The organism is Streptomyces sp. ITFR-6, assembly GCF_031844725.1.
In the GTDB taxonomy this organism is placed as follows: domain Bacteria; phylum Actinomycetota; class Actinomycetes; order Streptomycetales; family Streptomycetaceae; genus Streptomyces.
This window is the reverse complement of record NZ_CP134612.1, coordinates 4815170-4835251: the sequence shown is the minus strand read 5'-3', so window position 1 is coordinate 4835251 and position 20082 is coordinate 4815170. Positions and strand designations below refer to the sequence as shown.

19 protein-coding genes are annotated in these 20082 nt (G+C 72.5%); 13 read left to right on the top strand and 6 right to left on the bottom strand.

The window, feature by feature from the left end; all coding sequences use genetic code 11:
- The first annotated feature begins 61 nt into the window (after positions 1–61).
- From RLT59_RS21925 to RLT59_RS21905, 5 genes are all read left to right on the top strand, one after another.
- Entirely contained in the window at positions 62–496 is a 435-nt protein-coding gene (locus RLT59_RS21925) for an ester cyclase (protein WP_311304968.1), read from the top strand.
- Positions 497–625: 129 nt separating this feature from the next.
- Positions 626–892, top strand: a complete 267-nt coding sequence (locus RLT59_RS21920) for a phosphopantetheine-binding protein (RefSeq protein WP_311304967.1) — start codon at positions 626–628, stop codon at positions 890–892.
- Positions 885–2108 carry a beta-ketoacyl-[acyl-carrier-protein] synthase family protein gene (locus RLT59_RS21915; protein WP_311304966.1) on the top strand — a complete coding sequence of 408 codons (1224 nt, stop codon included), beginning with the start codon at positions 885–887 and terminating at the stop codon, positions 2106–2108. Before RLT59_RS21920 ends, RLT59_RS21915 begins: the two co-directional genes overlap by 8 nt.
- Positions 2105–3244: a beta-ketoacyl synthase N-terminal-like domain-containing protein gene (locus RLT59_RS21910; protein WP_311304965.1), complete on the top strand. Its 1140-nt coding sequence runs from the start codon at positions 2105–2107 to the stop codon at positions 3242–3244. Before RLT59_RS21915 ends, RLT59_RS21910 begins: the two co-directional genes overlap by 4 nt.
- Before the next feature lie 33 nt (positions 3245–3277).
- Positions 3278–4954, top strand: a complete 1677-nt coding sequence (locus tag RLT59_RS21905; RefSeq protein WP_311304964.1) for a phytoene desaturase family protein — start codon at positions 3278–3280, stop codon at positions 4952–4954.
- A 77-nt stretch (positions 4955–5031) separates the two neighbouring features.
- Here the strand turns inward: RLT59_RS21905 and RLT59_RS21900 are convergent, their stop codons facing one another.
- Entirely contained in the window at positions 5032–5790 is a 759-nt protein-coding gene (locus RLT59_RS21900) for an SDR family NAD(P)-dependent oxidoreductase (RefSeq protein WP_311304963.1), read from the bottom strand.
- A gap of 306 nt (positions 5791–6096) precedes the next feature.
- On the opposite strand from RLT59_RS21900, the gene RLT59_RS21895 reads away from it, so the two are divergent.
- From RLT59_RS21895 to RLT59_RS21860, 8 genes are all read left to right on the top strand, one after another.
- A complete protein-coding gene (locus RLT59_RS21895) occupies positions 6097–7113 on the top strand; it encodes a Gfo/Idh/MocA family protein (protein WP_311304962.1) in 1017 nt (338 codons plus the stop codon).
- Positions 7110–8321, top strand: a complete 1212-nt coding sequence (locus RLT59_RS21890; protein ID WP_311304961.1) for an ATP-grasp domain-containing protein — start codon at positions 7110–7112, stop codon at positions 8319–8321. Before RLT59_RS21895 ends, RLT59_RS21890 begins: the two co-directional genes overlap by 4 nt.
- 36 nt (positions 8322–8357) lie before the next feature.
- Positions 8358–9641 (top strand): ATP-grasp domain-containing protein, encoded by a 1284-nt coding sequence (locus RLT59_RS21885; protein ID WP_311304960.1) that lies wholly within the window; start codon positions 8358–8360, stop codon positions 9639–9641.
- Positions 9628–10902 (top strand): MFS transporter, encoded by a 1275-nt coding sequence (locus RLT59_RS21880; protein WP_311304959.1) that lies wholly within the window; start codon positions 9628–9630, stop codon positions 10900–10902. Before RLT59_RS21885 ends, RLT59_RS21880 begins: the two co-directional genes overlap by 14 nt.
- A 75-nt stretch (positions 10903–10977) precedes the next feature.
- The gene (locus RLT59_RS21875) at positions 10978–11577 is read left to right on the top strand and encodes a phosphoribosylanthranilate isomerase (protein ID WP_311304958.1); all 600 of its coding nucleotides are present in this window, start codon (positions 10978–10980) and stop codon (positions 11575–11577) included.
- Positions 11578–11771: 194 nt separating this feature from the next.
- The gene (locus RLT59_RS21870; protein ID WP_311304957.1) at positions 11772–13184 is read left to right on the top strand and encodes a phenylacetate--CoA ligase family protein; all 1413 of its coding nucleotides are present in this window, start codon (positions 11772–11774) and stop codon (positions 13182–13184) included.
- A complete protein-coding gene (locus tag RLT59_RS21865; RefSeq protein ID WP_311304956.1) occupies positions 13181–13903 on the top strand; it encodes a type 2 periplasmic-binding domain-containing protein in 723 nt (240 codons plus the stop codon). The genes RLT59_RS21870 and RLT59_RS21865 overlap by 4 nt, the downstream gene beginning before the upstream one ends.
- Before the next feature lie 2 nt (positions 13904–13905).
- On the top strand, positions 13906–15177 hold the full coding sequence (locus RLT59_RS21860) for an amidohydrolase family protein (RefSeq protein WP_311304955.1): 1272 nt from the start codon (positions 13906–13908) through the stop codon (positions 15175–15177).
- A 22-nt stretch (positions 15178–15199) separates the two neighbouring features.
- On the opposite strand, the gene RLT59_RS21855 is transcribed toward RLT59_RS21860, so the two are convergent.
- The 5 genes from RLT59_RS21855 to RLT59_RS21835 form a co-directional block, all read right to left on the bottom strand.
- Positions 15200–15865 (bottom strand): flavodoxin family protein, encoded by a 666-nt coding sequence (locus RLT59_RS21855; RefSeq protein WP_311304954.1) that lies wholly within the window; start codon positions 15863–15865, stop codon positions 15200–15202.
- Complete coding sequence (locus tag RLT59_RS21850; protein ID WP_311304953.1) at positions 15835–16434, bottom strand: anthranilate synthase component II; 600 nt, start codon at positions 16432–16434, stop codon at positions 15835–15837. Before RLT59_RS21850 ends, RLT59_RS21855 begins: the two co-directional genes overlap by 31 nt.
- Positions 16431–17942, bottom strand: a complete 1512-nt coding sequence (locus RLT59_RS21845; RefSeq protein ID WP_311304952.1) for an anthranilate synthase component I family protein — start codon at positions 17940–17942, stop codon at positions 16431–16433. The genes RLT59_RS21850 and RLT59_RS21845 overlap by 4 nt, the downstream gene beginning before the upstream one ends.
- Positions 17943–18064: 122 nt before the next feature.
- Positions 18065–18745, bottom strand: coding sequence for a phenylalanine--tRNA ligase beta subunit-related protein (locus RLT59_RS21840; protein ID WP_311304951.1), 681 nt, complete (start codon positions 18743–18745; stop codon positions 18065–18067).
- Positions 18742–20055, bottom strand: coding sequence for a Gfo/Idh/MocA family protein (locus RLT59_RS21835; protein WP_311304950.1), 1314 nt, complete (start codon positions 20053–20055; stop codon positions 18742–18744). The genes RLT59_RS21840 and RLT59_RS21835 overlap by 4 nt, the downstream gene beginning before the upstream one ends.
- Between the last annotated feature and the right edge of the window lie 27 nt (positions 20056–20082).

The window sequence follows — 20082 nt, the reverse complement described above, 5'->3', positions numbered from 1 at the left end:
CCACCCACAGACCTCCGGGGGTGAATCCCCGGACATTTCCCCACCATTGAGGAGCAAGCAGATGAGCAGCGAAGCACTCGAACTCTCCATCAACATGGGCCTGATCTTCAACGACCTGAGCGAGGAGGCCGCGCTCAAGTACGTCGCCGACTCCTTCGTCGACCACGAGGCGCAGCCCGGCGTCCCGGGCGGCCCGTACGGCTACCTCGGGACCGCCCGCTGGGTCCACAGCGCCTTCGAGGGCGCCAAGTGGGAGGAGCTGGACAGCTTCACCGAGGGCGACCGCGCGGTCCTGCGGCTGCGCTTCACCGGCAAGCACACCGGTGACTTCCTCGGCTTCGAGCCGTCCGGCGCCGACGTGGACGTCGAGCAGACCCACATCTACCGGATCGAGGACGGCAAGGTCGTCGAGCACTGGGGCTTCCGCCAGGACCTCCTGCTGCTGACCCAGATCGGCGCGATCACCCTCAAGCCGCCGACCCCGGCCGCCGTCTGACCCGTCCCGCCCCGATCCCCCACTTCCCCCCTCAGCCCCACGCCCCCACAACAGCCGCGCCCCCACCCGCACCCCCCACCACCAGTGGACGCGAACCACTCACGTTTTCTCTTCACGAAAGGACCCATCATGACCGTGCAGACCGTGGAACTGGATGCCGAGCTGCGGATCCGTGTCATCGACATCGTCAACGAGGAACTGGAGCTGGACGACGACGAGCTCACCGAGGACGGCCACTTCATCGAGGACTACGACAGTGACTCGCTCACGTTGATAACCGTCGTCTCCCGCATAGAGAAGGAGCTCGGCTTCGTCCTCCCCAAGGCGGACCTGGAGTCGCTCACCACACTCAGGGCGCTGCTGCTCGCCGTCGAGGGATGCGCACGGAATGCCTGAGCCGACCTTGCGCCGAGTCGTCATCACGGGACTCGGAGCGGTCAGCCCGGTGGGAATCGGCGTCGAGCTCTTCGCTGATTCCCTCCGGGCGGGCCGGGTCGGCATCGGGCCGGCCCGCAGCTTCGACGCCACCCCGTTCCCCAGCCGAAAGGCCGCAGAGGTCGAGGACTTCGAACCGGCCGCCCTCCTGAACCACCTCGACCCCGAGCGGTGGGGCCGCAGCGCCCTCCTCGCGGCCGCCGCCTCCCGGCTGGCGGTCGAGGACTCCGGCATCGACCCCGAGCAGCTCTCCGCCGCCCGGTCCGGCTCGATCATGGGCACCACCAGCGGCGAGTCCGCGGTCGCCCAGAGCCTGGGCGGCCAGTGGGTCACCCAGGGCCTCAAGGGCCTGGAGCCCCGGCTGGTCGGCCAGTTGCCGGCCGGTCAGATCGCCGGCGCCGTCAACGCAGAACTCGGCCTGAGCGGCGACGCCCAGACCATCCCGACCGCCTGCTCGGCCAGCAACTACGCGCTGGGGTACGCCTTCGACATGGTGCGCCTGGGCGAGGCCGACTTCATGCTGGCCGGCGGCGCCGACTCGGTGAACCGGCTGACCCATGCCGGGTTCTACGCGCTGGGCGCCATGGCGGAGGACCTGCCGCAGCCGTTCGACGCCAACCGCTCGGGCATCATCACCGGCGAGGGCGGGGCGGCGCTGCTGCTCGAACCGCTCGACCACGCGCTGGAGCGCGGCGCCCGTATCTACGCGGAGGTCCTCGGGTACGCCGCCAACTGCGACGCGTCCCACATGGTGCACCCGGACGCCACCAGCATCGCGGACTGCATCAGGGCCGCACACCTCAACGCCGGTGTCGTACCGGAGCAGATCGACTACATCTGCGCCCACGGCACCGGCACTCCGACCAACGACGCGACCGAGGTGCGGGCGGTCCGCCAGGTCTTCGGGGACCGGCTGCCGCCGATCAGCTCGATCAAGTCGATGCTCGGCCACACCATGGGCGCGGCCAGCGGCTTCGGCGCGATCGCCTGCTGCGCCGCCCTGGAGCAGGGGTTCCTGCCGCCCACCGCGAACCTGGTCGAGACCGACCCGGAGCTGGGGCCCGGCGTGGACTGCGTGCCGGGTGTGGGCCGGGACGCCCGGGTGGAGATCGTCCAGAACCACGGTTTCGCCTTCGGCGGGAACAACGTCATCACCATCCTCGGGAGGTACCTGTGACCACGGCCGCGCCCGTGCAGCCCCTGCCGGTCGTCGGCGCCGGAGTGGTCTCCGGCGCGGGCTACGGACTGGCGTCCCTGGCCGGAGCGCTGGACCGGGGCTCCGTGCCGCAGGAGGCCGGGGAACCGGACGCGGCCGGGCGGGACGCGGCCTACCCGCCGCGTCCGGTCCGGTCCGTGTCCGGCTTCCGGGCCGCGGACCACCTGGGGCGCAAGGGCACCAAGATCCTCGACCGGCTGGCCGGTCTCAGCCTGGTCGCCTGCAAGCAGGCGCTCGAAGAGGCGGGCCCGGCCTCCGCCGGTACCGAGCCGGCCAGGACCGGTGTGGTGCTGGCCACCAACACCGGCAGCATCGCGGGCTACTCCGACCTGCTGTACGACACCCTCACCCTGGAGAAGCCCTACCTGATCAACCCGGGCAAGTTCGCGGGCAGCGTCATGAACTGCAGCGCCGGGCAGATGGCCATCCGGCACGGGCTCAAGGGCCTGAACGCCACCGTGGCCGGCGGCCGCAGCGCCAGCCTGTACGCCTTCCGGCACGCCCGGCTGGCCATGGCGGCGGGGCGTGCCGGGACACTGCTCGTCGGCGGTGCGGAGGAGCTCAGCGCCCCGGTCGCCTGGGCCTGGCACCACGCCGGGACGCTGCGGGAGGCCGCACCGGTCGGCGAGGGCAGCGCCGTGTTCGTCGTCCGGGCCGAGGAGACCCCCGGCGAACCGGTCCTCGCGGAGCTGCTGGCCTGCGAGGTCGGCTTCTACGGGTGGACCGGGGTCAGCCGCCGGGCCGGCCTCCACCGCGGCCTGACGAACGGGCTGGCCGACGCCATCACCCGGGCCCTGGAGCGCAGCCAGGTGGCGGCGGAGGACGTGGCGGCCGTCTCCCTGGGCGCCGGTGACCACATCGGGCTGGACCGGCTGGAGGAGCGCGCGGTGCGGCTCGCCCTGGGCCGGCTGCCGGAGCCGGTGCGGGTGACCGAGGTGCTGGGCGAGACGTACAGCGCGGGCGGCGCCCTGCAGCTCGCGGCGCTGCTCGCCCGCTGGAAGAGCGCGCCGGGCGGCAACGGCCCCCGCGTCGGGCTGATCACCTCGGTCGGCCACGACGGCAACGCCGGTGCGCTGGTCGTACGCGAGCGGGTCTGAGTCCCGCCTACAAGAACAGGACGGTTGAGCCCCATGGTGAAGCGGGATGAGTGGGACGCGATAGTCGTCGGCAGCGGCATGGGCGGCCTGGTGTGCGCGTCGTACCTGGCCGTGAGCGGGCGCCGCGTCCTCGTACTGGAGCAGCACGACGTGGCGGGGGGAAACAGTCATGTCTTCCGCCGCCGCCGGGCCTACGAGTTCGACGTGGGCGTCCACTACCTGGGCGACTGCGGGCCGGACGGAGTGCTGCCGGCGATCTTCTCCGGGCTGGGGCTCGACGGCCGGGTCTCCTACCGGGAGATGGACCGGAACGGCTTCGACCGGATCGAGATCCCGGGTCTCACGGTGGACGTGCCGGTCGGCTGGGAGGCCTATACGAAGCGGCTGACGGCGGCACTGCCCGACCGGAGCGCGGGCATCGTGCGGTTCACCGGGATCTGCCGGTCTGTGGCCGCCGAGACCCGTTCGATGATGCTGGAGGACGGCGGACCCTCACTGGCGGACCTGCTGGCGCGCACGCCGGTCACCGCCGAGTGGGGACGCCGTACCCTCACCGAGCTGTTCGACCACTGCGGGCTGTCGCCCCGGGCCCGTACCGTGCTGGCCGCCCAGTCGCCCAACTACGGGATGGGGCCGCGCCAGGCCACCGTCTCCACCCACGCGGCGGTCACCGACCACTATCTGCGGGGCGCCTACTACCCGGAGGGCGGCGGCCAGGTGCTCGCGGCCGCGCTGGTCGAGGGCCTTGAGGCGCACGGCGGAGAGCTGCGGACCAGGAGCCGGGTGGAGCGCATCCTCGTCGAGGACGGCCGGGTCACCGGGGTGGGGATGAAGGACGGCGACGTCCTCCGAGCCCCGCTGGTGGTGTCGAACGCGGACTACTCGCGGACGGTGCTGGACCTGGTGGGCGAGGAGCACTTCGGCCGCCGGGTGGTCTCCCGTACCCGGCAGGCGAAGATGGCGCTGCCGCTGGCCACCCTCTACGTCGCGCTCGACAAGGAGCTGCCGGCCCGTCCGAACGCCAATCTGTGGTGGTACAGGGACGCCGACATCGAGGGCTACTACGAGCAGTTGGAGAAGGAGAGCATCAGCCCGGTGCCGTTCCTGTTCGCGTCGTTCGCCTCGCTGAAGGACCCGGACACGCCGGCCGTCTGCCCGCCGGGGCACAGCAACTTCCAGGTGATGACGCTGTGTCCGCCCGGCTACGAGTACTGGGGGGTGAACGAGGGGCCCGCGGCCGGTGAGCGCTACCGGCGCAACGGGGGCTACCAGGAGCGCAAGGCCGAGCTGACCGCGTCGATGCTGAGTACGGCGGAGGAGGTGCTCGGCCCGTTCCGCGACCACATCGTGCACCTGGAGACGGCGACCCCGATCACCCACGAGCGCTACACGCTGGCCACCGGCGGGACGCCGTACGGGCTGGCCCAGTGGGGCGGCACGGGCAGCCGCCCCGACACCCGCACCACCATCGAGGGGCTGCATGTGGTAGGCACCAACACCCGGCACGGCACCGGGATCACCGGCTCCGCGGTCGGCGGCATGGTGCTGGCCGGGCAGATCCTGGGCCGCGCCCTGATGGCCGAGGTGCACGGGGGCGCGCTCCTGGGCGACCCCGAACTGCTCCCGGAGCGCGCGGACGGCTGGGACCCGCTGGCCGTCTCACGCGGCTCGCAGCGCCGTAACGCCCGCGGCCTGGCCCGGATCGGCTGACCGGACGGAGACAGGCACCAGGCAGGCCCCGTAACCGCTCACCGGTTACGGGGCCTGCCGCGTGGGCGAGCGGCGCGCTACTTGGCACGTCCCAGACCGAGCTGGCCCGCCCAGCCGCCGTCCACGCGCAGCAGCTCGCCGGTGATGTACGAGGAGTCCTCGCCGGCCAGGAAGGACACCGCGCCGGCCACCTGCTCGGGCGTCGCGAACTCGCGCAGCGGCAGCTGGCGCTTGATGCTCCGGCCGCCGTCCTTCTCCAGCAGTCCGCCGATCAGCTCCGTCTCGGTGAACCCGGCGAGGACCGCGTTGACCCTGACCTCGAAGCGGGCCAGTTCGACGGCGGCGACCCGGGTGAAGGAGTTGACGGCCCCCTTGGAGGCGGAGTAGTTGGACTGGCCGATCCAGCCGCCCTCGCCCATGACGGAGGAGATGTTGATGATGTTGCCGTCGCGCTGGGACATGAAGTGCCCGGCGGCCGCCCGGGTGCAGTGGTAGACGCCGCCGATGTTGACCCGGAGCACCTCCCACCAGTCCTCGGGCGACTGGTCGAAGATGAGCCCGTCGCGGGCCACTCCGGCGTTGTTCACCAGGATGTGCAGCCCGCCGAGGCCGGCCGTCGTCTCGTCCACCAGCCGCTGGGCGGCCCCGGGGTCCGCCACGTCGGCCTGGAGGGCGATGGCCCGCCCGCCGAGTGCGGTGATCTCCTCGACGGTGCGTTCGGCCTCGTCCTTGCGGGAGCGGTAGTTCACGGCGACGGCGGCGAGACGGAGCGCGATGGCCCGCCCGATGCCGCGGGAACCACCGGTGACCAGAGCTGCCCGGCCTTCGAGGGTCATCGACTGTCTCCTTCTCCAGATGAATTAACGGACGCGGTAATTCCGTGAGCGGAATATGACACCCAGTGAATTACGCGCAAGGAAAGGCAGATACCGAATATCCGAACAAGCGTATCCAGCGACCGTGCGCGGGAGCCCGTTCCACCGATGCCACCTCGGCACCCCACCGTGTTCCTTTCGGCGTACCACCGTCTCCGGACGAACCGATACCAAGTGGTCCGGCCAGGGTCACGGGAATTGGCCTGGCTGCATCCGCCGAACCGCTGCGACGCTCTTTTCACTACGACAGCGAAGGGCGGTAAACAGATGAGGAAGAAAGGCAATTCACCTTCCGTCATCGTCGGATACGGGCATGCGGGCCGCGATCTCCACCATCGGGCGCTGCGGGACATCACCGGCGGCCGGTCCTTGGTGATCGCCGTCGACCCGCGTCCCGCCGAGGTGATCGGAGGGGAGTGGGTACCGGACATCCGCGGCGCGGTGGCCGAGCTGTGGGCGGCGGGGCACCGGGTGGCCGACGCCGTCTTCCACGTGGCCGTGCCGCCGAACGCGCACCGGGACTGCATGGAGCAGCTCCTGCGTGTCGGGGCCCAGCGCTTCATCCTGGAGAAGCCGATCGCCAACACCATCGAGGACGCCGCCTACTTGGTGGACCTGGCGGAGGCGACCGGCTCCGTGGTGCTGCCGATGAGCGTCTGGCCGTCCAGCCGGGTCACCGAGGCCGCGGAGGAGCTGGTGGCCTCCGGGGCGATCGGTGAGCCGGTCTCGTACCACATGGAGCAGAGCAAGCCGCGCTTCCGCCGTTCGCTGCAGACCCAGGGCCACGGCAGTGCCTTCGAGGTGGAGCTGCCGCACCAGCTGCTGCTCGCCCTGCACCTCGCGGGGTCCGTCGCGGAGGTCACCGAGTCGCGCGGCTGGGACCTGCCGCTGCCGTTCGGGCGGCTCGACCGGATGGGCGGCGCCGAGGTCGAACTGCTGCACACCTCCGGCGTCCGGACCACGCTGTACACCGATCTCGCCTCGCCCGTACGCCGCCGCCGGCTGCACATCCACGGCTCGGAGGGCACCCTCGTGGCCGACTACCCCGTCTCCGGGGACGACGACTTCGGCCAGGTCCGCATCGCCGGACGCCCGGTCCGCACGGTCGTCCAGGACGCCCCGCTGACCCGGTTCATCGAGCAGGCCTACGAGCACTTCCGCGGCGAGCGCCCGGCACCGCGCAGCGATCTCGCCCTGCACCTGGAGTCCATGGAGCTCCTGGACACCGCCCGCACCGCGGCGTTCGCGGCCTCCGGCACCAGCGTCCCGCAGGAAGCGGCATGAGCACCGTTGTGATCATCGAGCCCCGCTCCTCGGGGCTGGAGCTGGTGACCCGGGCGCACGAGCTCGGGCACACCGTCATCGTCCTGAGCTCGGCCACCGGGCCCGGCCAGGACCCGGGGAAGGCCGACCGGGTGATCCACGCGGACACCCACGACCGGGCCGCCGTGCTCGGCCTGCTCCGCGCCCTGCACGCCGAGACCCCGGTCGACGCGGTCCTCCCCGGCTTCGAGCACTTCGTCTCGCTCGCCGCCCACGCCGCCGCCGCGCTCGGCCTGCCCGGCATCCCCCCGGACGGCGTGGCACCGCTGCGCCACAAGCACCGGATGCGCCGGGCCGTGGACGCGGCGGGCCTCGACCAGCCCCGCTACCGGACCGTCTCCTGCTCGCGCTCCGCCGCCGCCGCGTACGCGGAGCTCGGCCCGGTCTGCGTGGTCAAGCCGGTCGACCAGTCGGGGAGCCTCGGCGTGCGCCGGGTGTCCTCCGAACGGGAGGCCGTCGGCGCGTTCCGCCGGGCGCTGCGCACCGGCCGGTCCGCCGGCTCGGACGGCCCCGGGCTGGTGCTGGTCGAGGAGTACGTCCAGGGACCGGAGTACAGCGTCGAGGGGTACGTCGAGGACGGGCGGGTGCACGTGCTCGCCATCACGGAGAAGATCCTCGGGCAGGAACCGCACTTCGTCGAGGTCGGGCACATCGTGCCGGCCCGGCTGGACGCGCGGACGGCCGACCGGATCAGCTCCTACGTCGTGCGGATCCTGGAGGCCGTCGCGCTCGGCATCGGACCGTTCCACGCCGAGCTGCGGATGGCCGCGCGCGGCCCGCTGCTGATGGAGGTCGCGGCCCGGCTGCCCGGCGACCGCATCCCGGAGCTGCTGCGCCTGGCCCGCGGCCACGACCTGTACGAGATCATGCTGCGCTGCTACCTGGGCCTGCCCAACCCCGCCCCGGCCAAGGCACGTTCCGGCACCCGGGCCGGTATCCGCTACTTCCTGCGGCCGGGGCTCGACACCTACCGCGAGTTCCGCGTCGACCCGGTGATCGAGTCCGATCCCCGGGTGCGGGAGATAGCCGTCCTGCTGCCACCGGGCAGTGCGCTCTCCGAGCCCGGCAGCTCCTCCGGCCGGCTCGGCTACGTGCTCGCCGCGGGCGCCTCGTACCGGGAGACCGCGGGGGTCCTGCGGCGTGCCGAGCGCGCCGTGACCTTCAGCTGAACGACCCGCACGTCTTACCGACCATCCGGAGAACCGATGAACCGCCATGTCCTGATCCTCAACCGCTGGGCCAACTCCTTCGCGGAGTACCACCGTTACCTCGACCACACCACCGACCGCATCGCCTACCTCACCACCGCCGCAGGCCGGCAGCCGCTCGACGAGGAACTGGCCGAGTCCGTCCGGGTGGTCTCCGATCTCACCGACACCGCGGAGGTCCTGGCCCAGACAGCGAGGCTCATCGGCCTCTACGGCCCGTTCACCCACGTACTGGCGCTCTCCGAATTCGACCTGGAGGCGGCGGGCGAGATCCGCCGGCACTTCGGTATCCCGGGGCGCGGCCCCGCGGAGGTCGCCGCCGTGCGGGACAAGGTCGTGATGAAGGGGCTGGTCGCGGCGGCCGGCCTGCGGGTGCCCGCGTTCGCGGAGACGCCGGACGCCGGTGCGGTACGGGAGTTCGCCGCCCGGCACGGCTGCCCGTTCGTCCTCAAGCCGCGTGCGGGCGCCGACAGCCAGGGCGTGCACGTGGTCCGCTCGCAGGACCAACTGGACGTCCTGCTGGACGGCGCGGAGCTGTCCGACGCCCAGTGCGAGGAGTTCATCGACGGGGTGCTCTACCAGATCGACGGAGTGGTGAGCGGCGGCGAACTGCTCACCTCGCGCGCCTGGCGCTGCGGCGCCAGCTGCCTGGACTTCGCCACCGGTACGGCCTTCAGCTCGGTCGCCAACGACGACCCGGAGTTCGAACGGCGGGTGACCGCCTTCGCGGAGCGGGTCTGCGCCGCCCTCGCGCTCACCGACGACGTCTTCCACCTGGAGGTGTTCCGCACCGCGGGACTTTCGGGCGACGGTGACGACCTGGTGTTCCTGGAGATCGGGGCGCGGGCCGGCGGCGGCCAGGTCCGCTACGTCTGGGAGGAGGTGTACGGGGTCGACCTGGTCGCCGCCTCCGCGCTGGTGCAGCTCGGCGAGGAGCTCCGCATCGCCCCGATGGACCTGGCAGGACCGGTCGCCGGGTACCTGATGATGCCCGAACCGCCCGTCCGCCCGGCCGTGGTGGAATCGGTGACCTCCCTGGTGGACCGGGTGCCCGAGCTGTACGCCGAGACGCTGCCGCCCCCCGGCACCGTGCTCAGCGGCAACGGCGGCGCCGTGCACACGGCGGGGACGTTCCGCTACCGGGCAGGCACCTCCGAGGAGGTCGAAGCGGCGATCCGGCGGACGATGGCCTCCTACCGGCTCGACTGGCACCCGCTCGACGCGCACTCCACCGACACCAGGGGTCCGGCAGTCCGGGAGGCGGCCCATGTCGTCCTCTGAGCTCCTGGACCGGTCCGGACAGCAGGCCCCCGAGCCACCGCGCGGACTCTGGCACCACCGGGACTTCCGCAGGCTGTGGGCCGGCCAGACGGTCTCGCTGCTCGGCTCCCGGGTCACCGAACTGGCCCTGCCGGTCACCGCGATCGTGCTGCTCGACGCGGGCCCGACCCAGCTGGGGCTGCTGAACAGCGCCCAGTACCTGCCGGTGCTCTGCGTCACCCTGTTCGCCGGAGTGCTGGCCGACCGGGTGCGCCGCCGCCCGCTGCTGATCGCCGCGAACCTCGGGCGGGCCTCGGTCCTCACCGCGGTGCCGCTGCTGGCCTGGCTGGGCGGGCTCGGCGTCTGGGCCCTGTGCGCGGTGGCGTTCGCCACCGGGGTGCTCACCGCCCTGTTCGACGTGGCGTACCAGGCGTACGTCCCCTCGCTGGTGGCCAAGGAGCAGCTGGTCGAGGGCAACAGCAAGCTCCAGGCCAGCCGTTCGGTCGCGGAGACCGCCGGGCAGGGGCTCGGCGGCACCCTGATCCAGGTGCTCACCGCGCCCGTCGCGATCCTCGTCGACTGCGCGGGCTACCTCTTCTCGGCCGTGATGCTGCTGCGCATCCGTACGCCGGAGACGCCGCCGGTCCGCCCGGACGGTGCCCGCCCCTCCATCCGCAAGGAGATCGCCGCCGGGCTGCGCATGACGCTGCACAGCAGGCTGCTGCGGGTGATCATGCTGCACGCGTCCTGGTACAACCTGCTCTGGGACATCGTCCTGGTCGTCTTCCCGCTCTACGGCATCCGGGAGCTGCACCTCGGCCCGGCCGGTCTCGGCGTGATCATCGCGGTCGGCAGCCTCGGCGCGTTCGGCGGCGCACTGTCCGCGGGCCCGCTCGGGGCGCGGCTCGGGGTAGGCCGCACGATGGTCCTCGGCATGGTGGTGGCCTCCGCCGCGACCCTGCTGCTGCCGCTGGCACCCGGCTCCGGCAGCGGCACCGGGCATCTGCTGCTCGGGGTCGGCTATGTCCTCAACGGCTTCGGCATCGCGGTCTTCAACATCCACTCGATCACGCTGCGCCAGGCGACCGTGCCCGCCGAACTCATCGGCCGGGTCAGCGCCACCTTCCGGTTCCTGACCTGGGCGGTGATCCCGCTGGGCGGGCTGCTCGGCGGACTGCTCGCGGCGGCGGTCGGCCCGCGTGCCGCGCTGGCCGTGACGGCGGGCGGGCTGACCGCGGGCGCGCTGGTGTTCCTGTGCTCCCGCACGGCCGTACGGTCATGAGCCGCCGTACGCCCATACGTCCATGACCGCCGTACGGTGATCAACCGTTTTCCGTTCCGCTTCCAGGAGGCAGATGTGTACGTCAAGGTATGCGGCCTGAGCCGCCCGCAGGATGTGGCGGCCGCCGTCCGGGCCGGGGCCGACGCGATCGGCTTCGTCCTCACGCCGAGCCCCCGCCAGGTCACCCCGGCCGCCGTCCGCGCGCTGGTCGCGGAGGTGCCGGAGGGCACCGCCACGGTCGCCGTGTTCCGGGGCGAGCCGCTCGAAGAGGTGCGCGGGGCCGCCGCGGAGGCGGGCGTCGACACCGTGCAGCTGCACGGCTCGGAGCCGCCCGAGGCGTTCGCCGCGCTGCGCGCCGACGGGTTCCGGCTGATCCGGGCCGCGTCGCCGGGGAGCGGGGCGCCGCTGGAGAGCGGGGCGTACGGGGAGGACCTGCTGATCATCGACTCGCCCAGCCCCGGTTCCGGCGAGCGCTGGGACCCGGCCGCGCTCGGCGGCTCCCCCGCCGGTCCGTGGCTGCTGGCCGGCGGGCTGGACCCGGACAACGTCGCCGGGGCGGTGGCGGGGCTGCGGCCCTGGGGGGTCGATGTCTCCAGCGGCGTCGAGAGCTCCCGGGGGGTGAAGGACCCGGCGCTGATCGAGCGGTTCGTGACGGAGGCCAAGGCGCTCGCGTAAGCACCCCGCCACACCCCGCAACCGCACTGCCTCCAAGTGCGAACGGACTGCCTCCTAAGGCGGATTGAGGACGGGCCGACACGGCCCGCACTATCGGATGGCCGCTTCCCGGACCCGTATGGGAGCACCCGGGCACCCACCTGGTGCACGACGGCACTTCGTCCACCTCAATAGCCGATCCACCTGGGGGATCCATGTGGCTGCCCGCTGCCGGGAAGCACCACGACTTCGTCGAGCGCTATCTCGCCCTGCACGACCGGTACACCTCGGGTGAACTCGGTGAGGACGAGTGGCGGGCATGGGCGCGGCGGCAGTTGCGCGAGGTCGTCGCGCTCGCCCGGAGCGGCTCGCCCTTCTACGCCCGGCACCTGGCCGGTGTGTCCACGGAGGAGCTGACCCTCGACGGGCTGAGCGCGCTGCCCTTCACCACGAAGGACGATCTGCGCACGGCCATGTTCGACATCCTCAGCCGGGATCTCGACGAGGCGTGCTTCTACTACGAGACCACCGGCACCACCGGACCGGCCACTCCCTGTCCGCGTGACCCGCGCGAGGTGATCGCCTCCAACGCCCATGTGACGGAGAGCTGGCGCGACATCTTCGCGGACGTCTTCGGTGACCGGGCCCCGCGCGTCGGCGTGATGGGCCCCACCGAGGTGCACTCGCTCGGTGACACCCTCGGGGACGTGGCCCGCAACGTGGGCTCCGCGGTCGCCAAGATCTGGCCGTACTCCCCCGTCATCGGCTTCCCCAAGGCGCTCCAGCTGATCCGGGACCTGGCCCTGGAAGTGGTGTTCTGCACCCCGAACGTGGCGCTCTCGCTGGCGAAGGCCGCCCGCGCCCAGGGGCTCGACCCGCGCCGGGACTTCGGCGTGAAGGTCTTCCTGGTCACCGGGGAGATGTGCACGCCCGACCTGGCCCGGCAGATCGACCAGGCCTGGGGCGCCCGCACCTACAACGCGCTCTACGGCTCCCAGGAGACCCTGGTCGTCGCCTCGGCCTGCGCCCGCGGGCGGCTGCACCTGGCCCGGCCCAACTACATCGCGGAGCTGGTCGATCCGGACACCGGAGCCGCGCTCGGTGACCGGGGCACCGGCGAACTCGTCGTCACCATGCTGATCGACGGCATCAAGCCGCTGATCCGCTACCGCACCGGCGACCTCGTCGAACTCGCCGCCAACGACTGCGGCTGCGGCATCCGGGGCCCGGTGATCCGGGTCGTCGGCCGCACCCGCGACCGGATCGTGCTCGGCGGCCGGAGCTTCCAGGCCTGGCAGGTCGAGCGGGCCGTGCTCCAGCGGATCGACCACAGCTACGGCTACCAGGTCGTCATCGACCGGGACGCGGACGGCGAAGACCTGATCACCGTACGGCTCGACCTGCCGGACGGGCCCGAACCCGGGCTGGCGGCCGCGCACGCGGCGCGGGTCGCGGACTCCCTCGGGGTGCGCTGCCGGGTGGAGCTGCCCGAGGAGCTGGACCCGGTCACCACGACCGGCGCCTTCGTCAGCTGGAAGGCCGCACGCATCCACGACCGGCGGACCGCCGTCGATCACGAGACGGCCGCCGCACGCCGGCTGGCCGGGGCACGGGGGCACCGCGCATGACAGAGCCGATGCTGCATCCTCATGGCTACACCCTGGACACCGGGGACCGGTCCGATCCGACGCCGTTCCCCATCCTGTGGGAGCCGGCCCGAATACCGCACTCGCCGCTGCTGCGGTCCGGCACCCTGCGGATCGGCACCCTCGGCCCGGACGGCACCACCTCGATGGTCGCCCTCGGCCGCCTCGGCTACCGGCTCGCCCACCTCGGCGGACCCGAGGTGGAGGCCGTGCCGTACGACTCCTTCGAAGAGCTCCTCGCGGCCGTCGGCAGCCGGGGCGGCCCCGCCTACGCCCTGGTGCCGGGGGCCGCCGAGTGCGCGACCCGGTTCTTCTGGTCGCCCCGGCTGCGGCTGGACGCCACGTTCTCCACCCCGACCCCCGAGTACGGGATCGCCTCCTACGGGACCGGGCTGCGCGAGGGCGTCCTGCGGCTGGCGACCCTGCACGAGACCCGGCGCCTGGTGGAGCTGCTGGACGGCGTGGAGGGCGGGCGGGGCGGCTACGAGATCGCCTGGGTGCCCGCCGAGTCCACCATCCACGCCGCCCAGCTGGTCGCGGAGGGACGCGCGGACGCCGCCGTCACCAACGAGCCCGGACGGGCCGCGCACCGGCTGCGGTTCCAGGTCTCGCGGCCGGGCGTCCCGATGGTCTGGATGGTGTTCGGACCCGCCGTACTCGCCCGGCCCGAGTCCACCCTCCGACACACCCTGGGGAGTTGATCATGACCACTGACCGCCGACTGCTGCTGCACGACGTCACCGTCCAGGAGGGCCTGGGCCGCGCCTCGCTGCCCGCCCGCTCGGTACTGCTGGACGGCGAGCGCATCGAGGCCGTCCTGCCCGCCTCGGAGGCGCCCGCGGAGGGCGACTTCGTCCGCTGGGACCTGGCCGGCACCACCGTGCTGCCCGGCATGACGCTGGGCCACACGCATATCGCGTACGTCAATGTCACCAACGGCCGCGAGACGCTGTTCAAGTACCGGGTGCCGGAGGTCGCCATGCATGCCGCCCGGCACGCGGCGGACCTGCTGACCTGCGGATACACCGCGTTCGTCGGTGCCGGTTCGGTCGCCGGGATCGATATGGCGCTGAAGAACGCCATCGCGGCCGGCGCCATCCGGGGCCCGCGCATCACCCCGTGCAGCCGCGACCTGATGGTGTCCGGGCCGCCGGGGCGGCGCTCGCCCGAGCTCAAGGAGCGGATGCCCCGGGAGCTGATGCCGGTGGTGGACGTCCTCGGGGACCTGGTGAAGTACACGGAGGAGGAGATCGACGAGGGCGCCGAGATCATCAAGGTGTTCTCGTCCGGCGACGACACCTTCCCCAACGCCCGCTCCGAGGAACTGCTGTTCACCCGCGAGGAGTTGACCACCGTCGTGGAGACCGCGCACCGGCGCGGGGCCCGGGTGCGGGCCCACTCCCGAGGGCTGGCCGGCATCCGCAACGCGCTGGCCGCCGGGGTCGACGTCATCGACCACGCCACCTACGCGGACGACCGGGCGCTCGACGAGATCGCGGAGCGCGGCGTGTTCGTCGTGCCGAGCCTGTTCCAGCCCGACCGGCTGCTCGCCCTGGGCGAACGGTTCGGCAAGGCCCCGGACTACCTGGAGTCCCTGGACTTCAAGGACGAGATCGAGAACACCCTGCGCTTCCTGCCCCGGGCGGAGGGCCTCGGCCTGAAGATCGTGCCGGGTGACGACTTCGGCTTCGCCTGGACCCCGCACGGCACGTACGCGGACGAGCTGGTGATGTACGCCGAGCGGGCCGGCATCGCACCGGAGACGGTCATCAAGTGGGCCTGCGCCCACGGCGCGGAGCTGGCCGGGCGCGGTGCGGACGCCGGAGTGGTGGCGCCCGGCCGCCTCGCGGACCTGGTGGTCCGGGACCGTGACCCTGCGGCCGACCTGACGGTGCTCCAGGACCTGGAGTCGCTGCGGTCGGTGCTGATCGGCGGGGAACACGTGGCGGGTCCGGTGGCGCCTCCCGTGTCCTGATTCTCCGTTGGAGCCGGGCTGTTCACCCCGTGGGGCTGAGCAGCCCGGCCCGCTCGTTGCGGGGCAGGGACAGCAGCCGGGCGGTGTCTCCCCGGCCGGCGTGCGGGAGGAGCAGGATGCGCAGCAGGTCGATCATGCGGTCCATCAGCCCGCGCGCCGCCGCCAGGCCCTCTTCGTCCTCGCCCGGTGCGAACTGGTCCTGGACGAAGGCGGGGAAGCCGCTGCCCGGCACGATCATCCGGTTGAGCAGGACGTTGTCGATGAGCTGTCCGTGGACCCGGTCGTGGCTGTAGCGGCGTCCGGTGACCACGACCCCGGCCACCTTGTTGGCGAGCGGCCGGTCGAAGCGCAGGTGTCCGACCCCGGCGCGCTCGATGAAGTTCTGCATCACGCCGGCCAGTCCGAACCCGTGGACGGGCGCCGCGTACAGCACTCCGTCGGCCCGGATCATCCGGTCGACCAGGGCCGGGACGTCGTCGTCCTGGGCGCAGGGCAGCGGCCGGATGTTGCAGTCGCCGCAGGGCCCGCAGGGCGTGATGTGGTATTCGGCGAGCGGGATCACATCGAGGTGCACGCCGTGCTCAGCGGCCTGCGCGGCGAGCATGCGCAGGACCCGCCCGGTGAGGCCGTCGGGCCGCTCGGAGCCGTTCAGGGCGGCTATCGACGCCCAGGGACCGTGGTCTGCCATGGCTGTATCCCTTCGAGGAAGTTGGTGATGAACGCCTGTCCGGTCTGTGTGGTGATGCTCTCGGGGTGGAACTGCACGCCCTGGACGGGAAGTTCGTGGTGGCGCAGTCCCATCACGCAGCCGTCCTCCCGGGCCCGCGCGGTCACGGTGAGCGCGGCGGGCGGCGGGTCCGCGACGGCCAGGGAGTGGTAGCGGGTGACCTCGGTGCCGTCCGCGAGTCCGGCGAAGACCCCGGAGCCGTCGTGGTCGAGGCGGCTGGTCTTGCCGTGCACGGTGCGCGCGGCCCGCTCGATCCGGCCGCCGAAGGCGAGTCCGACGGCCTGGTGGCCCAGGCAGATCCCGAGCAGCGGGACCTTGCCGGCGAAGTGGCGGACCAGCTCCGGGTGGCCGGAGTCGGCGGGGTGTCCGGGGCCGGGGCCGAGGACCACCGCGTCCGGGCGGCGGGCGGCGAGCTCGGCCGGGGTGTGCGCGTGGGCGGTGACGAGGTCGGTGCGGACGCCGTGCTGCCGCAGGTGGTGGTCGATGATGTGGACGAAGCTGTCGCGGGCGTCGACGAGCAGGATTCTCATGCGGTGAGCACCTCGCCGGTCAGGGCGGCGTACACGGCGCTCATCTTGATCAGCGTCTCGCGCCATTCGCCGTCGACCGTGGAGTCCGCGACCACCCCGGCGGACGCCTGGAGCGCGTAGCTGCCGGTGACGGGGTCGTGGACGGCGGTACGGATGCACAGGGCGAGCGTCGCCGCCTGTCCGCGTACGTCGATCAGGCCCAGCGCGCCCGCGTAGGCGCCGCGCGGCCGTCCCTCGATCTCCTGGATCAGCTCCATGGCCCGGACCTTGGGCGCCCCGGTCATGGTGCCGGCCGGAAAGGTGGCGCGCAGTGCGGAGAACACGTCTGCGCCGTCGGCCAGTTGGCCGCTCACCGTGGAGACGAGGTGGTGCACCTGGGCGAAGTGCTCGACCACCATCATCCGTTCGACGGCGAGGGTGCCCGGCACGGAGACCCTGGCGACGTCGTTGCGGCACAGGTCGACGAGCATGATGTGCTCGGCGCACTCCTTCTCGTCGGCGTGCAGCGCGGCCACCCGGCGGGCGTCCTCGGCCGGGTCCGCGGCCCGCGCGGTGGTGCCGGCGATGGGCCGCATGGCCAGGGTGCGGCCCTCGATCCGCAGCAGCAGCTCGGGGCTGGCCCCGACCAGGGTGCGGCCCGCCCACGGCACCAGGTACATGTACGGCGAGGGGTTGCTCCGGCGCAGCCGCCGGTAGGCGTCGAGGGGTGCCAGGGGCGTCGTCACCTCGACGCGGTGGCCGATCTGGATCTGGTAGACGTCGCCCGCCCTGATGTGTTCGAGGCAGCGCTCCACCCGCCGCTCGAACTCCTCGCGGTGGACGGTGCGGCGGACCGCGTAGGGCCTGGGCGCGGCCGGCAGCGGGTCGTCCGTGCCGTCCGTGTCGCCAGTGCCGTCGGGCAGGGCCCGTACCAGCTCCGCGAGACCGTCACCCAGCACTCCGGAGCCACAGAACTCGTTGGCGCAAGCTCGGAGTTGCTCGCTCTCCCCGGTGTCCAGGCGGTAGGTGACGACGTGCCGGAAGAGGGTGAGGGTGATCTCCGGATCCTGGCCGGGAGCGCGTGGCGGCAGCTGCTCCAGGTGCCAGGCGGCCTCGTAGCCGAGTACGGCGAGGAAGCCGAAGGCGTAGCTGTCGAGCGGTACGTCGGTCTCCACGGCGAAGGCCCCGTGCAGGGTCTCCAGCAGCCGCTGCACGTTCCCGGCGGCGCGGTCCACCAGGGGGTGCAGCCGGTCCACCAGCTCCGGCGTCCCGTCCAGCACGGCCTGTCCGTCCCGCACGGTGATCCGGGCGAGGGTCTCGGCGCCGACGGCGGCGAAGCGGCAGTCCTCGTCGGGCCCGGCCAGGCTCTCGAAGAGGAAGACCTGATCCTCACCGAGCAGCCTGCGCAGCTCGGTGGCCAGGGCGAGCGGGGCGTGCGGCGGCAGTGGGGTCCGCGCCACGCTCACCCGTACGGGTGCGGGGTGCGCCCGGGGCGGTGCCGCGGCGGGCTCGACTGCGGTGATGGTCATCGTGAGCGGTCTCTTTCCGGTACGCGAGGGGGGGCGGTGCCTTGGCACCAGCCAACCAACTGCGCGTACCGGCGGAGCAGTCCACTGTCCCGGGGTGGCGGCGGACCACTCGCCGCCGGTCCTCAGTCCACCGTTCCGCGCAGCAGTGCGGCGGCCTCCAGCAGCGCGTCCCGGCAGGTGTCCTCGCTGACGCCGGGGACGGCGCAGGCCAGCAGCAGCACCCGGCGGGTGGCGCCGGTCACCGCCTGGTGCACGCCGTCGCGGTGGGCGAACTGCGACAGCACGCGCTCCTCGTCGGCGAGGACCAGCCCGCCCGCCTCCAGCGTCACCGGGCCGTCCGCGCCGAGGGCGGTGAACTCCTCGGTGCCGTCGGTCAGCCGCAGCCCCACCTCGCCCACCAGCGCGTCCCGGTCGAACAGGCCGAGCGCGACCAGGGTGCGGACCGCCACCGCGTTGACCGCGTCGACGGCCGGGTTGATCCGGGGCCAGGCGCCCAGCGGCTTGGCCCGCAGTCCCCGGTCGATCAGGGCCTGCACGGAGGGCGGGCGTTTGTCGGGGTGGGTGCCGAGCAGTCGGCTCAGCTCCCGGTAGGCGGCGACGTTGGGGGCCGCGCGCACCTCGGCGCGGCTCTTGCCGTTCCACTGAGCGTGGGCCTCGGTCCACACCGCCTCCGCCGCTGCCGGGCCGGTGGCACCGATGTCCGCCTCCAGGGTCAGTACGTGCACCCCGGGCACCCGCTCGCGGGCCTCCGGCGTCACGTCGACCCTGCGGAAGGTGGGGGTGCCCTGTGCGGTGGCGGTCATCGGGTTCCTCCGGAGAAGGTGAGGGTGTCCAGGGTATGCAGGTTCAAGTCCTCTGCCGTGAGGACGCGTTCGGTGTCGATGAGAATGTTGTAGTGGTTCGGCGCGTGGCACTCGTCAAATCCGGCCACCCGTCCGATCGGCCCGTGCGGGCCCGTCACCACGTCGCCCCGCTCGATCACCGTGCCCGCCCCGAACTCCGCGAAGCCCAGGAACCCCACGTGGTCGACCCGGTCCCCGGTGGTGGCGGGCCGGTCGGTGGTGGTGACCAGTTCGTGTACGTCCCCGGCGCGCACGCAGCGCGACTGCCAGGGCGACAGCCGCATGCCCCGGTCGGCGCGGCGGTGGAACAGCAGCTTCACCAGCTGGGCCGGTACCGGCTCCTTGGCGGTCATCCGCAGCCGCTCCTCCCGGGTGCGGCCGATGGCGTACGCCTCCTCGACCAGGTCGACGATGTGCGGGCCCCGGTCGGGCCCGCTGCGGCCCTCGCGCACCGTGCGGTGGAAGTCCGCCATGATCCCGGCGTACTCGTGGTCGAGGGAGGACTTGAACGCCTCGAATCCGTCCAGCATGTCGGCGTACAGCTGCCGGCCGTCCTTGAGGTGCACGGTGATGTCCTTGCGCTCACCGGTCTCCAGCGCCCAGTCCAGGTCGACCAGGACGGGGATGCCGTCGGTGGTGGCCAGGTGCAGTTCGGCGCAGAACTCGACGCCGGAGCGGACGTCTCCGATCGTGGCGTCCGTCAGGGTGAGCGGGCCGAGGACGGTCTCCAGGGCGTCCAGCGCGTTGGGGCCGTTGTCGATGACGCAGCCGCCACCGCAGCGGTCGAGGTCCTGGTACCAGCCCTCGCTGCCGCTGTGCTCCTCGATCTTCTCCTGGTAGCGGCTGGTGACGTGCGAGATCTCCGAACGGTCGGCCAACTGGGCGGCCAGTTCCTGGACATGGGTGTTGTAGCGGCGGTGGAAGGCGGTGAACAGGGTGGTGGCGTGCTCCTCGGCCAGCCACACCAGGTGGTGGGCGTCCTCCGCGCGGACGGTCAGCGGCTTCTCGCAGCAGACGTGCACACCGGCCCGCAGGGCGTCGGCGACGACCGGGGCGTGCGCGTGGTTGGGCAGGGTGACGACGACGCCGTCCACCAGCCCGGAGGCGAGGAGTTCGCGGTGGTCGGTGAAGACCTCGGTCCCCGGCGCGAATCCGTCCAGTTTCCGGCGGTCCAGATCGCAGACGGCGGTCAGCCGGAGCTCCGGATCGTCCTCGATGGCCTGAAGGAAGAAGGGGGCGATGACGCCCAGGCCGATCACTCCGATACGCATGACGGTTCGGTCCTTTCCGTTTCCCGG

What these genes read in the sequence shown, in the direction of transcription:
- RLT59_RS21855 (WP_311304954.1), bottom strand. Translation starts at nt 15,865, where the DNA reads ATGGCAGACCACGGTCCCTGGGCGTCGATAGCCGCCCTGAACGGCTCC.
- RLT59_RS21885 (WP_311304960.1), top strand. Translation starts at nt 8,358, where the DNA reads ATGAACCGCCATGTCCTGATCCTCAACCGCTGGGCCAACTCCTTCGCG.
- RLT59_RS21880 (WP_311304959.1), top strand. Translation starts at nt 9,628, where the DNA reads ATGTCGTCCTCTGAGCTCCTGGACCGGTCCGGACAGCAGGCCCCCGAG.
- RLT59_RS21850 (WP_311304953.1), bottom strand. Translation starts at nt 16,434, where the DNA reads ATGAGAATCCTGCTCGTCGACGCCCGCGACAGCTTCGTCCACATCATC.
- RLT59_RS21905 (WP_311304964.1), top strand. Translation starts at nt 3,278, where the DNA reads ATGGTGAAGCGGGATGAGTGGGACGCGATAGTCGTCGGCAGCGGCATG.
- RLT59_RS21865 (WP_311304956.1), top strand. Translation starts at nt 13,181, where the DNA reads ATGACAGAGCCGATGCTGCATCCTCATGGCTACACCCTGGACACCGGG.
- RLT59_RS21890 (WP_311304961.1), top strand. Translation starts at nt 7,110, where the DNA reads ATGAGCACCGTTGTGATCATCGAGCCCCGCTCCTCGGGGCTGGAGCTG.
- RLT59_RS21845 (WP_311304952.1), bottom strand. Translation starts at nt 17,942, where the DNA reads ATGACCATCACCGCAGTCGAGCCCGCCGCGGCACCGCCCCGGGCGCAC.
- RLT59_RS21840 (WP_311304951.1), bottom strand. Translation starts at nt 18,745, where the DNA reads ATGACCGCCACCGCACAGGGCACCCCCACCTTCCGCAGGGTCGACGTG.
- RLT59_RS21860 (WP_311304955.1), top strand. Translation starts at nt 13,906, where the DNA reads ATGACCACTGACCGCCGACTGCTGCTGCACGACGTCACCGTCCAGGAG.
- RLT59_RS21835 (WP_311304950.1), bottom strand. Translation starts at nt 20,055, where the DNA reads ATGCGTATCGGAGTGATCGGCCTGGGCGTCATCGCCCCCTTCTTCCTT.
- RLT59_RS21900 (WP_311304963.1), bottom strand. Translation starts at nt 5,790, where the DNA reads ATGACCCTCGAAGGCCGGGCAGCTCTGGTCACCGGTGGTTCCCGCGGC.
- RLT59_RS21870 (WP_311304957.1), top strand. Translation starts at nt 11,772, where the DNA reads ATGTGGCTGCCCGCTGCCGGGAAGCACCACGACTTCGTCGAGCGCTAT.
- RLT59_RS21920 (WP_311304967.1), top strand. Translation starts at nt 626, where the DNA reads ATGACCGTGCAGACCGTGGAACTGGATGCCGAGCTGCGGATCCGTGTC.
- RLT59_RS21915 (WP_311304966.1), top strand. Translation starts at nt 885, where the DNA reads ATGCCTGAGCCGACCTTGCGCCGAGTCGTCATCACGGGACTCGGAGCG.
- RLT59_RS21895 (WP_311304962.1), top strand. Translation starts at nt 6,097, where the DNA reads ATGAGGAAGAAAGGCAATTCACCTTCCGTCATCGTCGGATACGGGCAT.
- RLT59_RS21925 (WP_311304968.1), top strand. Translation starts at nt 62, where the DNA reads ATGAGCAGCGAAGCACTCGAACTCTCCATCAACATGGGCCTGATCTTC.